Genomic DNA, 12,824 nt, shown 5'->3' with positions numbered 1-12,824 from the left:
AGACCCAAGCGGGAGTATGTCGTATGGACATGATATTGTTTACCAATATTGTATTGATTGTTTTATGTATTTTTACCATGTTACTGGTGTGGTCGCGCAACTGGAAACGCAAGCAGGCGTATTTTGAGAAAATCAAAAGCAATCCGGAAAACCTCAAATGGGTTGGACAAAATCTGACCGGTCAGGAGTGGAAGGATTTGAAAGCCGTGAGCGACCGTTTTGGCCTGCCCATGTTGCAGGCCAAGCAATTAATTGATTTTTATAAAAACAGTCAGCGTTAATTTATGATTTAACGATAGAATTTGATTGAAGTTAAGGCCGTCTGAAATAGCACTCTTATAATAATATAAGTGATATTTCAGACGGCCTTGCTGTTGGTTCAAATAAAGGGAGGGGAACAAAAATGACCGTTTACTTAATCGGCGATTCCGTTCGGCTTGCATCGGAGCCTTACACACGCGCCGCTTTGCCTGAGGCGGATATTGTTTCTCCATCGGAAAACTGCCGTTCGTCGCATGATGTGTTAGAACATATCGAGCAATGGACAGAGGGCGCGACAGTGGGAGACATTATCCACATCAACTGCGGTTTGCACGACATCCGCCACAATCAAGGCTGTAATGAGCCGGTGGCCGATATGGAAACCTACCGCAACAACCTGACCCGAATTTTCGATTATCTGAAACGGACGGGTGCAAAAATTATTTGGGCGAGCAGCACGCCCTTTTTGGAAAGCGTACACAATATCGTCAAACCCTCGCGTCGTTATCTGGCTGACTTGAAGGCCTATAACCGTGTGGCGGAGGATTTGGCAAGGCAATATGGTTTTGCCGTCAATGATTTATATAGTTTGATGTTCGGGCAGGATTTGACTGATGTGATGCTGTGCGACGGACTTCATTTCAATGAGTTCGGCAGTAAGATGATAGGCAAGGCAGTAGCAGAGGCGATATTGAAACAGATGGATTAACCTGACTTAATTTGTTTGTCATGTTTTGGCTTTCAGACGGCCTTTAAAGTTGAAGTGAAGCCCCGATATATGGTAATATAGCACTAATCCTATCAACATTTAATCCAGGAGTATGGCCATGAGCGGCGAATTAGATAAAATCAGCGGTAAAGTAAAAGAAGTGGCAGGAGATGTATCCAGCAATACCAAACTTGAAGCTGAGGGCTTGGTTCAACAAGGCGTTGGCAAAGTAAAAGAAGCAGCATCAGATATTGAAAGCAAAGCCAGTGACGCTTTAGAAGAAGGTAAAGCAAAAGGTTCGCAATTGTTTGAAGAAGCTAAAGAAAAAGCAACTGCTTTAGCCGATGAAGCCAAAGAGAAAGTAGCACACTTGGCTGAAGAAGCCAAAGAAAAAGCTGAAGGCTTGATTAATGATATTAAAAGCAAATTTTAATATTTAAAGAATAAAAGGCCGTCTGAAAGATTTTTCAGACGGCCTTTTATTATGGTTTTAAAGATTAGGCAAATTGTTTGCCAAATTCGATAAATTCGTCTTTTTTAGCTTTGGCTTTGCCGGAGTCGATGGCTTCTTGTGCGGCTTTAACGCCATCTGCCAGCGAAGCAACCACATTTCCTGCGTAGAGCGCGGCGGCGGCATTGAGGACGACGATGTCGCGTGCGGCACCGGCTTTGCCGTTCAGCACTTCGTTCATTTTTTGCAGGGATTCTTGCGCGTTTTCTACTTTGATTTCGTCCAAATTGCGGCGGATTTCCATGCCGAAATCGGCTGGGCTGATGTCGTATTCGGTGATTTTGCCGTCTTTCAGTTCGGCAACGCGGGTTTTGCCGGTCAGCGTGATTTCATCCAAACCGCCTTCGCCGCACACAACCAAAACATGTTTGGAACCAAGCTGTTGCAATACGCGGGAAAGAATGCCGCACAAGTCGATGTGGAACACGCCCAACAGTTGGTTTGCCGCGCCGGCAGGATTGGTCAGCGGGCCCAAGATATTGAAGATGCTGCGGAAACCGAGCGAACGGCGGACAGGGGCAACATAGCGCATGGCGCTGTGGTGGTTGGGCGCGAACATAAAGCCGATGCCGGTTTGCTGAATGCTTTGGGCGACCTGTTCGGGGTTGAGATTGAGGTTGGCGCCCATTTGTTCCATGACATCGGCTGCGCCGCTGGATGAAGAAACGGAGCGTCCGCCGTGTTTGGCGACTTTCGCGCCTGCCGCAGCCGCGACAAACATAGAAGTCGTGGAAATATTGAAGGTTTTGGCACCGTCGCCGCCCGTGCCGACAATATCGACTAAGTCGTCGGCGTTTTCCAGCGGCACTTTGGTGGCAAATTCGCGCATCACGCTGGCTGCGGCGGTAATCTCGGAAACGGTTTCTACTTTAATCCGCAGGCCGGTCAGAATGGCGGCGATTTGCTCGGGCGGAACTTGGCCGCTCATGATTTGACGCATGAGGTCGGTCATTTCATCGTAGAAAAGCTCGTTGTTGCTGATGAGGCGTTCAATCGCTTGTTGAGGGGTGATCATGATTTTTCCTTTATTCGTGTCCGATGTGATTCAGGCCGTCTGAAAATGCGGTTTGAACACTGTCAAACACCTTTCAGACGGCCTTTCATTAAGATTTTTGCGGACGATAGTCTTTGAATTCTTCCAAGAAGTTTTTCAGCATATCGTGGCCGTGTTCGGTCAGCAGGGCTTCGGGGTGGAACTGTACGCCTTCGACAGCATATTCTTTATGGCGTACGCCCATGATTTCGCCGTCTTCCGTCCATGCGGTAATTTCGAGGCAGTCGGGCAGAGTGGAGCGGTCGATGGCCAGGCTGTGGTAGCGCGTGCAGTTGACCGGATTGGGCAGGTCCTTAAACATGCCTGTGCCGTGATGGAAAACGGGGGAGACTTTGCCGTGCATCATCGTTTGCGCGCGCACGACATTGCCGCCGAACGCTTCGCCCATGGTTTGATGCCCGAGGCACACGCCCATGACGGGTAGCCTGCCGGCAAAGTGCTGCATGGCTGCAACAGAAATGCCTGCTTCTTTAGGGGAACAAGGGCCGGGGCCGATGACCAGATATTGCGGTTTCAGGGCTTCGATTTCTTCGATGGTGATTTCATCGTTGCAGCGAACCAAAACTTCCTGCCCCAATTCGGCAAAGTATTGGACGATGTTGTAGGTGAAGCTGTCATAATTATCAATGAATAAAAGCATTTGCAAACCTTTAATGACATTTTGGCAGTCAGGGTAAGGCCTGCCAAAAGTGTAAAAATCGTTTATGTTTGCATAATATCACAATCTTTACCTAAAGGCCGTCTGAAACGGCGGATAAGACAAAACAGCTAAAAAATGCTATGCTTTACGCTTTGAACCTAATCTGTTTGAAGTGATGAAAAAGTATCTTATCCCGACTGCCGCCGTCGTTGTCGCCGCTGCGCTCGGCACGCCTTATTATCTTGGTGTCAAAGCGGAAGAAAGCCTGACCGAGCAACAAAAGCTGTTGCAGGAATCCGGTTTCCTGACCGTTGAGTCCCACCAATACGATCGCGGCTGGTTCAGTTCAACCGAGACGACCGTCATCCGCCTCAAGCCAACCCTGCTTCAAAATACGCAAAAATACCTGCCGGACAATTTGAAAACCGTCCTGCAAGAGCCGATTACGGTCATCAACCACGTGACACACGGCCCGTTTGCCGGCGGTTTCGGCACGCGCGCCCATGTGGAAACCGAGTTCCAATACCATCCGGAAACCAAAAAAGTTTTGGACCGCTTCTTCGGCCAGCAAACGCCGTTGACCATGACCAATACAGTTTACCTTTCCGGCGACGGCAAACTCAGCCTCAATATCCCCGCCTTCGACTATGAAGAGCTTTCCGGTATCAAGCTCAACTGGAAAGGTTTTAGCGGCAATACCGATTACAGCCAAGGCTTCAAAAGCTATCGCCACGATTACCTTGCGCCGTCTTTACAAGTCAAATTGGCCGACAAAGGCGATGTGTCTTTGGAAAACCTGCGCTTCCAATCCGAAACGGAAGACGGCCTGACCAAGCTTGCTTTGGGCAAGAGCAGCATTACGCTGGATAAATTTCTGCTGCAATGGAAAGAAAACATCGATTACAACGTTAAGTTGAACGAACTGGTCAACCTTGTAACCAACCTGCAAATCGGTGCATTCATCAATCCGACCGGCACGATTGCTCCATCTAAAATCGAAGTCAGCAAACTGCGTTTCGATACGCAGACCGGCGAAGTTGATAAATTCATCAACAGCGAAGGCCGCTTCCAATTTGAAAGCCTGACTTATGGCGAAGACAAATACGGCCCTCTGGACATCAATGTCGCTGCCGAGCATTTGGATGCCGCATCACTTTTGGCATTGAAAAACAAAATTGCCGAAGTGTCCGTGAAGAAAATGAGCGAAGAAGAAATCCAGGCTTCCTTGATTCAGACGGCCAAAAACGAGGCTTCAGGCCTGTTTACCAACAATCCGGTTTTAAACGTCAAAACCTTCAAATTTACCATGCCTTATGGCGATGTCGATGTCAGCGGTAAGCTCGCGTTTAAAGGTTTGGCAGCCAAAGACCTCAACAATTTGGGCGATATGCTGAAGAAAACCGAAGCCGACTTCAACATGAGCGTACCGCAAAAATTGTTGGAGCAGCTCGCCGTCAACCAAGCAAGTAGCTTATTTAGCGTCAATGCCGAAGATGAAGCCGCAGGCCGCGCCAGTATTGACGATATCAACGAGACCTTGCGCCTGATGGTAGACAGTACCATCAAAAGCATGGCAAGCGAGAAATATCTGACCTTAGAAGATAATAATGTCAAAACCCATCTGACTCTGCAAAACAGCGAGTTGAAATTAAACGGAAAAGTCCTGCAAAGCGACCCGGAACCCGAGTTTGACGAAGCAGACTTTCCCAATAACTAATCCTCAATCACACAAATAGCGGTTTTAGCTTCCTAGAAGTTAAAACCGCAAATCAACCCACAATCAAAAAGGAAACCCATGTTCCGTACCATGCTCGGCGGCAAAATCCACCGTGCCACCGTTACCGAAGCCGACCTCAACTACGTCGGCAGCATTACCGTTGACCAAGACCTGCTGGATGCGGCAGGTATTTGCGTTAACGAAAAAGTCGCTATCGTCAACAATAACAACGGCGAACGCCTTGAAACCTACACCATCCCCGGCGAACGCGGCAGTGGCGTCGTTTGCCTCAATGGCGCGGCCGCACGTTTGGTTCAAAAAGGCGACATCGTGATTATCATGTCTTACGTCATGTTGTCCGAGCCCGAAATTGCAGCTCATGAGCCGAAAGTCGTCCTCGTCGATGAGAATAATAAAATCCGCGACGTGATTTCTTATGAGCCGCCGCACACAGTGTTGTAATATTCAAACAAAGGCCGTCTGAAACGTTTCAGACGGCCTGTTTCCCAAATTCAACTTATCTGAAAGGCTTTGCCGTGAATATCCAAATCAACAACATCACCGTCAGCAACGATGCGCCCTTTACCCTTTTCGGCGGCATCAATGTCCTTGAAGACCTCAACTCTACGCTGAAAGCCTGTGAGCAATACGTTAAAGTAACCGATAAACTCGGCATCCCTTACGTTTTCAAAGCCTCTTTCGACAAGGCAAACCGCTCTTCCATCCACTCTTTCCGCGGTGTGGGTTTGGACGAAGGCATGAAGATTTTTCAAGCGGTAAAACGTGAGTTTAACGTTCCCGTGATTACCGACGTTCACGAGCCGTACCAATGCCAACCGGTTGCCGAAGTCTGCGATGTCATCCAGCTGCCTGCCTTCTTGGCGCGCCAAACCGATTTGGTGGTGGCAATGGCGAAAACCGGCAATGTCATCAACATCAAAAAGCCGCAATTCCTCAGCCCGTCTCAAATGAAGAATATTGTTGAGAAATTCCAAGAAGCAGGCAACGAACAAATTATTTTGTGCGAACGCGGCGCAAACTTCGGCTACGACAACTTGGTGGTCGATATGCTCGGCTTTGGCGTGATGAAAAAAACGTGTAACAACCTGCCCGTTATTTTTGACGTAACCCATTCCCTGCAAACGCGCGAATCCGGTGCCGCTGCGTCAGGCGGACGTCGCGCCCAAGTATTGGACTTGGCGCTTGCCGGTATGGCAACCCGATTGGCCGGTTTGTTCCTCGAATCTCATGCCAATCCTGACCAAGCCAAATGCGATGGCCCAAGCGCATTGCCGCTTGCGCAATTGGAAGACTTCCTGATCCGTGTTAAAGCAATCGATGAAACCGTGAAATCGTTTGCGCCTATGGATATTCGTTAAGGGCAAATAAGTTAAAAGGCCGTCTGAAAGCATTTTCAGACGGCCTTTTTATCGGCGTTACTGTCCGCGTAAAAACAACGCATCCAATTCTTTTAAAGTCAGTTTGACCCAAGTCGGACGGCCGTGGTTGCACTGGTTGCTGCGCGGTGTGTTTTCCATATCGCGCAGGAGCGCATTCATTTCCGGCAGGGTAAGCTGGCGGCCGGCGCGGACGGAGCCGTGGCAGGACATGGTAGCGAGGATGTGGTTTTCGTGCTCTTCGATGGTTTGGCTACTGCCGACTTGGGCGAGTTCGCCCAACACGTCTTTGGCCAGCGAAACGACGTCGGCTTTACCGAGCATGGCGGGAACTGCGCGGACGGCAAGGGTATTGCCGCCCATGTCGGACAGTTCCAGCCCGAAGCCTGCCAGTGTGTCGGCGTGGTCGGAAAGGGCGGCGCATTCTTCGTGGGAGGCGGCGAAGGTAACGGGGATAAGCAGGCGTTGGCTTTGCAGGTTGCCGTTTTCCTGACGTTGGCGTTTCATTTTCTCGTAGTTGACGCGTTCGGCGGCAGCGTGCATATCGATGAGCAACAGGCTGTCTTCTGCTTGGGCAAGGATGTAGATGCCTAATAATTGGGCAATGGCAAAGCCGAGCGGAGGCAGTTCGGATTGGGAGGAAAGGCCGTCTGAAAGCGACGTATCTGTTTTTGGGATAGGCATTTCAGACGGCATATTGCCGAAACGTGCCTGCTCGAATTGGCTCAACTCAAGGTCGATGTCGTCGGTTTTTTTGTAGAGCTCGGCGTAAGTATTCATGGCTGCGCGGCTTTCGCGCAGGGATAAGCTGCGTTGTTGCGGCGCACGCGCGGCTTGGTAAGGCATAGGCGCGGTTTTGCCTGATGAACCAAAGGCATTGCGTGTATCGGGTTTGCTGCCTGTCGGGTAGTTGGATGCGCTATTAAACAGATTTTCGCTGTCGTTTTCAGACGGCATTGGGGCAGGAGTAATGCCGGTAATGTCATGCAACACTTCGCCTGCGTTGCTGACGCTTTCGGTCAAGTCGGCGCGCGTGTCGGCAAGGGCTTTGTTGAGCGTGTGGAACACGAGTTGGTGTACTTGTTGGCTGTCACGGAAACGGATTTCGGTTTTGGTCGGGTGGACGTTGACATCCACGGCTTCGGGTGGCAGGTCGAGGAAGAGGACGAAAGCAGGCGTCAGTGCGTTGTGCAATACGTCGCGGTATGCCTGTTTGACGGCATGGAGCATGACTTTGTCGCGGACAAAACGATGGTTGACGAAGCAGTATTGTTTGTCGGTTTTGCCTTTGGCAAAAGTCGGCTTGGCAATCGAGCCATAGAGCCGCAATGCGCCATTGCCGCTGTCAATTTCCAAAGAGGCCGTCTGAAAATCATCGCCGACAATGGCGGCAATACGTTCATGCAGGCTTTGTGCAGGAAGTTTGAACACTTGTTTGCCGTCGCGTTTGAGTGAGAAGGCAATGTGCGGATGCGCCAGTGCAAGGCGTTCGAGCATGGTGGCGCAGTGGGCGTATTCGGTGTTTTCGGATTTGAGGAACTTGCGCCGTGCCGGTGTATTGAAGAAGAGTTCGGCGGCTTCGATGGTGGTGCCGACGGGGTGGGCGGTTGCCGTAGGGTTGCTGAGTTTGCCGTCTTCCGCTTTGACTTGTGTCGCATGCGAGCTGTCTTCTTGGCGGCTGGTCAGTGTCAGGCGGCTGACGGAGGCGATACTGGCCAAGCCTTCGCCGCGAAAGCCCATGCTGGCAACGTGTTCCAAATCGTTTAATGTTTTGATTTTGCTGGTGGCATGGCGGTGGAGCGCAAGCTCGATGTCGTCTGGGTGGATGCCGCTGCCGTTGTCGCTGACGCGAATCAGGCGGATGCCGCCGCCTGCCAGCTCGACATCAATCGCTGTCGCGCCTGCATCGATACTGTTTTCAACGATTTCTTTCAAGGCGTTGGCAGGGCGTTCGACCACTTCGCCGGCGGCGATTTGGTTGACAAGATGGTCGGGCAGGGCGGCAATTCGGGACATCGGTTTCTTTCAAAAAAGCAACGGTAGAAGAAAAAAATTACAGGTATTTGCGCATCAATTCGCATTCGACGCGGACGGTCTTGTTCAGTTGCAACACGGCAGTACCGAGCGACTCGTAGCGGTTGAGGCGATAAAAAGGCACGGAATTGAGCGAGGCATACAGTTTGAGAAAGCTGAGGCCTGCATTTCGTGCCATTTCTTCGGCGCGGCTGAGCAGGGCCGTGCCCAAGCCGAGATTGTGGAAGAGCGGATGGACGTATAGGGCGTCTAGTTGCGCTTCTTTGAAATCGACTTGGAAGAAGCCTTGAATCAGCCCTTTGTATTCGACCACCCACAAGGCTTTGTTTTTATCGGAGATGGTTTCCAAATAGCTGTTGATGTCGAGCAGACTTTCCCATGCGTGCATAATGGTTTCATTGTAACTGCGTATGCAGGCATATTGAACGGCATGCAGATGGGCATTGTGTATGGCTTGGCAGTCTTTTTCGGTTGCCGGACGGAGGATGGTCAGAAGGCTCATGGCGAATGGTCGGAAAAATTGATTTCAGACGGCCTTTGGCAATCAAAGGCCGTCTGAAAAAGTGGGTAAGGTTACAGGCTTTGATGTAAGGTTTGTGCGGTTTGGAACGCGTTGTCCGCATCGTTGGCCAAGACGGTAAAGTGGCCCATTTTTCGGCCTTTACGCGCGGCTTTTTTACCGTAAAGATGCAGATGTGCATTCGGGTTGCTTTGCAATGGCAGCCATTCGGGTTCGCCGCCGTCTTCCTTCCAAACGTCGCCCAAAATATTCGCCATACAGCAAGAGCTCAGCAATTTGGTGTCAGCCGGAGGCAGGTTGCACATCAGGCGGACCTGTTGCTGGAATTGGTCTGCCGCGCAGGCGTCGATGGTATGGTGGCCGGAGTTGTGCGGACGCGGCGCGATTTCGTTAACGACCAATTCATGCGTGTCGCCGACAACAAACATTTCTACTGCCAATACGCCGACGTAGTTCAATTCATCGGCCAAACGCTGCGCCATTTGTCGCGCCTGTTGCTGAATGTCGGCACTCAGTCGCGCAGGGACGATGGAGTAGGCGAGGATGCCGTTTTCGTGAATGTTTTCGGCAGGATCGAAAGTTTGTACGTTATCATTGTTCAGACGGCATACGATAACGGAAATTTCGCCACGCAAGTCCACCATTTTTTCCAAAACGCAATCCACGCCGCCGTGTTCGGCAAACGCGGCTTTGAGTTCATCCAATGTTTTTACGCGGATTTGGCCTTTGCCGTCGTAGCCCAAAGTAGCCGTTTTCAGGATGCCGGGCAGAAATTGTACGCTTTCTTCAGTGATGTCTTCGGCTTTGCAAACCGCTTGATACGGCGCGGTTTGTAGGCCTGCTTTGCGTATCCATGCCTTTTCCTGAATACGGTTTTGCGCGATGGCAACACAGTCGCCGCTGGGGGAAACATTGGTATGTTTGGCGAGAAAACGCATCGCATCGGCATTGACGTTTTCAAACTCGGTCGTAACAGCCGCGCATTTTGCCAATTCTTCCAAAGCTGCTTCATCGTCAAACGGCGCGCACAAATGGCGGTCAGCAAATTCCGCCGCCGGCGCATTCGGGTCGGGATCGAGTACGGTTACTTTGTAGCCCATGGTTTTGGCAGCAACAGTAAACATTCTGCCTAATTGTCCGCCGCCAAGAATGCCGAGCATAGCAGGAGGAAGGATGGGGGATGTGTTCATGGATAATCGCTTTATGAAGAAATTGGGTAGGGTGTTCGCAGGCCGTCTGAAAATAGTTTTATGGCTTCAGACGGCCTGATGTTTTAAAGTTTGCCGATAAATTGCGGCGGAACGTTTTCAGTTAACCATACGCCGTTGTCCGCCAGATAAAATTGATGTCCTGCCGCAAGCATGGCGACAGTGTCGATGGTCAATACAAGCGGCTTGCCGTGTCGGGAGCCGACTTTGACGGCTGTTGCGGCATCGGCAGACAGATGGACAAAATGGCGCGAGGCAGAATGCAGGCCTTGCTCCAAAATAGATGGAACAGAGCGCTCAGCCGTACCGTGATACAAAATTTGAGGAGGCGTTGCCACTTTGTGTTCAACTTGAACTTGTGCCGTCGAATGACCTTGCGCAGCACGGATGCGTTTGCCGTCTTCAGAAAGGGTAAAGCGTTTTTTATCGTTATTTTCGACCACTTCCAACAATACTTCGTGGGTTAGCGGATTACCTGTAAAGCCACGCTCGGGATGGTTTACCTGCGTCAGTAGGGTATCAATATCCACCCAGCCGTCTTTATCCAAAGTAATGTCGATTTGCTCGGGATGGTGGCGCAAGATGAAGCTGAGGAATTTGCTGATGGATTTTAGTTGTTTTTCGTTTATTATCATAATCTTGTTGTTTAGTCATTTCAGAGCGCTGGCCGTCTGAAAAATTATTTATCCAACCCTTCTTGTACCATCTGAGCTGCGCGCACGACGGCGCGGGCTTTGTTTTGGGTTTCCTGCCATTCGGAGGTTGGGTTGGAATCGGCAACTACGCCTGCGCCGCTTTGGACGAAGAGGGTATTGTTTTTAATCACGGCAGTGCGGATGGCAATGGCCAAGTCCATGTCGTTGTTGAAACTCCATACGCCGACTGCGCCGCCGTAGATGCCGCGTTTGCTCGACTCGACTTCTTCGATGATTTCCATGGCGCGGACTTTTGGAGCGCCGGAAAGTGTGCCGGCGGGGAAAGTGGCGGCGAGGATATCCATGTTGGTCATACCGTCTTTCAGACGGCCTTCGACGTTGGAGACGATGTGCATCACATGGGAATATTTTTCAATCACCATTTTGTCGGTGACTTTGACTTCGCCGGTTTTACTGATGCGGCCGACGTCGTTGCGTCCTAAGTCAATCAACATGACGTGTTCGGCAATTTCTTTGGCATCGCTCAGCAGGTCTTGCTCGTTGGCAAGGTCTTCGGCTGGTGTTTTGCCGCGCAGGCGAGTACCGGCAATAGGGCGGACGATGACATCGTCGCGTTCGCGGCGGACAAGGATTTCGGGCGAAGAGCCGACAATATGGAAATCGCTGAAATCGTAGTAGAACATATACGGCGATGGGTTCAGCGTACGCAGGGCGCGGTAGAGGGTAAGCGGATTGTCGGTAAATTCCATGCTCATGCGTTGGCTGGGAACAACCTGCATACAGTCGCCTGCAAAGATGTAGTCTTTGATTTTGTTGACGCAGGCTTTGAAAGGTTCTTCTCCAAATTCGCTGACTGCTTGGGTTTGCTTGCTGCCGAGGGAAAGTGGGATGGCGCAACTTTGGCGTAGCTGGGTACGGATGTCTTCAAGTCGTTCGCGTGCGCGTTCATAGCCGTTGGCTTGAGACGGATCGGCATAAACAATCAGGTAGATTTTGCCGCTTAGGTTATCCACTACCGCAAGCTCTTGCGAGAGCATCAGGAGGATGTCGGGCGTGCCGAGGGGATCGGCTTTGGCCGTATGTTTCAGGCGGTGGGCAAAATGTTCGAAATTGTAGATGGTTTCATAACCGAAATAGCCGACCAGGCCGCCGGTAAAGCGCGGCAGGCTTGGGATTTCGGGCGTTTTGAAGCGGTTGTGGAAGGCTTCGATAAAGGGCAGGGGATTGCCGTCGTGTTGTTCGACGATTTCGCCGTTTTGATACACGTCAACATGTTTGCCGCTGGTTTTGAGATAGTGGCTGCAAGGCAGGCCGATAAAGGAATAGCGGCCGAAGCGTTCGCCACCGACAACGGATTCGAGCAGGTAGGTGAAAGGCTTGTTGGCAAGTTTGAGGTAGATTGAGAGCGGTGTGTCCAAGTCGGCAAGCAGCTCTTGAACGAGTGGAATGCGGTTGTAACCTTGTGCGGCTTGGGCTTGGTATTCTTGTTTGCTGATCATCTTGATAAGTCTTTCAGACGGCCTGTTTTAGGGTGTTAAATCGTGTGAAGAGTATAGCATTTTATTGGGATTGTTGACAGTCTGAGCGTTATGTCAGATATAGAAAACGCCGTCTGAAAAAGACGGCGCGAGGTATCAGGCAAGGGTGTTGGAGATTTTGTTTTTCCGGCTTTGTTTCCACTTGAAGATATAAGCGGCAACAACGGGAATCAGGGCAATAATGGATTTGAATGTCCAGCCTGAATACCATGTGCCTTCGGGAACATCGCTTGCAAGCCAAGTGAAGTACGGCCACCAGCAGGCGACCAGGCTGCCGAGGAACAGCGGCCAAATATGACGGCTTAAGTTGCGTTGCCATAAAAGGAAACAGATGACCGCCCAAACGAAAGTCAGTACGGTAATCAGGAGAATGGTGTAGGCATCTGAAATCAGGATGGCGGCAAAGTAGTAGCTGAGTGCGACCCATAATAGGGCAAGTATCAAGACGATGATTTCTTCCGGGCGTTTAAACATGATTTCTCTCTTTTGTAAGACTGGCAATACGTTAATACTATACCCTAAACAAGAAGCGATGATAAGAGTCTTTCAGACGGCCTTGTAGCTGGGTTTGCTATAATG

The 12,824-nt window shown here is 50.6% G+C and carries 14 protein-coding genes; 6 read left to right on the top strand and 8 right to left on the bottom strand.

Features of this window, described 5'->3' with window-relative positions:
- The first annotated feature begins 23 nt into the window (after positions 1-23).
- From KCG55_RS10555 to KCG55_RS10545, 3 genes are all read left to right on the top strand, one after another.
- Positions 24-281, top strand: coding sequence for a hypothetical protein (locus KCG55_RS10555; RefSeq protein ID WP_254323013.1), 258 nt, complete (start codon positions 24-26; stop codon positions 279-281).
- A 122-nt stretch (positions 282-403) separates the two neighbouring features.
- Entirely contained in the window at positions 404-970 is a 567-nt protein-coding gene (locus KCG55_RS10550; RefSeq protein WP_254323012.1) for an SGNH/GDSL hydrolase family protein, read from the top strand.
- Between the two features lie 118 nt (positions 971-1,088).
- Positions 1,089-1,403, top strand: coding sequence for a CsbD family protein (locus tag KCG55_RS10545; protein WP_254323011.1), 315 nt, complete (start codon positions 1,089-1,091; stop codon positions 1,401-1,403).
- A gap of 64 nt (positions 1,404-1,467) precedes the next feature.
- Here the strand turns inward: KCG55_RS10545 and trpD are convergent, their stop codons facing one another.
- Together trpD and KCG55_RS10535 are read right to left on the bottom strand one after the other, a co-directional pair.
- Positions 1,468-2,496, bottom strand: a complete 1,029-nt coding sequence (gene trpD / locus KCG55_RS10540; RefSeq protein ID WP_254323010.1) for an anthranilate phosphoribosyltransferase — start codon at positions 2,494-2,496, stop codon at positions 1,468-1,470.
- An 88-nt stretch (positions 2,497-2,584) separates the two neighbouring features.
- Positions 2,585-3,175 (bottom strand): aminodeoxychorismate/anthranilate synthase component II, encoded by a 591-nt coding sequence (locus KCG55_RS10535; RefSeq protein WP_254323009.1) that lies wholly within the window; start codon positions 3,173-3,175, stop codon positions 2,585-2,587.
- Positions 3,176-3,350: 175 nt separating this feature from the next.
- On the opposite strand from KCG55_RS10535, the gene KCG55_RS10530 reads away from it, so the two are divergent.
- From KCG55_RS10530 to kdsA, 3 genes are all read left to right on the top strand, one after another.
- Complete coding sequence (locus KCG55_RS10530; RefSeq protein ID WP_254323008.1) at positions 3,351-4,892, top strand: YdgA family protein; 1,542 nt, start codon at positions 3,351-3,353, stop codon at positions 4,890-4,892.
- Positions 4,893-4,970: 78 nt separating this feature from the next.
- A complete protein-coding gene (gene panD, locus KCG55_RS10525; RefSeq protein WP_003678944.1) occupies positions 4,971-5,354 on the top strand; it encodes an aspartate 1-decarboxylase in 384 nt (127 codons plus the stop codon).
- Between the two features lie 74 nt (positions 5,355-5,428).
- Complete coding sequence (gene kdsA, locus KCG55_RS10520; RefSeq protein WP_254323007.1) at positions 5,429-6,271, top strand: 3-deoxy-8-phosphooctulonate synthase; 843 nt, start codon at positions 5,429-5,431, stop codon at positions 6,269-6,271.
- Between the two features lie 57 nt (positions 6,272-6,328).
- Here the strand turns inward: kdsA and mutL are convergent, their stop codons facing one another.
- From mutL to KCG55_RS10490, 6 genes are all read right to left on the bottom strand, one after another.
- Complete coding sequence (gene mutL / locus KCG55_RS10515; RefSeq protein ID WP_254323006.1) at positions 6,329-8,305, bottom strand: DNA mismatch repair endonuclease MutL; 1,977 nt, start codon at positions 8,303-8,305, stop codon at positions 6,329-6,331.
- Positions 8,306-8,342: 37 nt separating this feature from the next.
- On the bottom strand, positions 8,343-8,825 hold the full coding sequence (locus tag KCG55_RS10510; RefSeq protein ID WP_254323005.1) for a GNAT family N-acetyltransferase: 483 nt from the start codon (positions 8,823-8,825) through the stop codon (positions 8,343-8,345).
- 71 nt (positions 8,826-8,896) lie between these two features.
- Positions 8,897-10,033, bottom strand: a complete 1,137-nt coding sequence (locus tag KCG55_RS10505; RefSeq protein WP_254323004.1) for a 5-(carboxyamino)imidazole ribonucleotide synthase — start codon at positions 10,031-10,033, stop codon at positions 8,897-8,899.
- An 83-nt stretch (positions 10,034-10,116) separates the two neighbouring features.
- A complete protein-coding gene (locus KCG55_RS10500; RefSeq protein WP_254323003.1) occupies positions 10,117-10,686 on the bottom strand; it encodes an RNA 2'-phosphotransferase in 570 nt (189 codons plus the stop codon).
- Between the two features lie 44 nt (positions 10,687-10,730).
- Positions 10,731-12,206 carry an anthranilate synthase component I gene (gene trpE / locus KCG55_RS10495; protein WP_254323002.1) on the bottom strand — a complete coding sequence of 492 codons (1,476 nt, stop codon included), beginning with the start codon at positions 12,204-12,206 and terminating at the stop codon, positions 10,731-10,733.
- Positions 12,207-12,341: 135 nt separating this feature from the next.
- On the bottom strand, positions 12,342-12,719 hold the full coding sequence (locus KCG55_RS10490) for a hypothetical protein (protein WP_254323001.1): 378 nt from the start codon (positions 12,717-12,719) through the stop codon (positions 12,342-12,344).
- Between the last annotated feature and the right edge of the window lie 105 nt (positions 12,720-12,824).

This window comes from Neisseria subflava (assembly GCF_024205745.1).
GTDB lineage: Bacteria > Pseudomonadota > Gammaproteobacteria > Burkholderiales > Neisseriaceae > Neisseria > Neisseria flavescens_B.
This window is presented reverse-complemented; position numbering and strand designations above follow the sequence as displayed.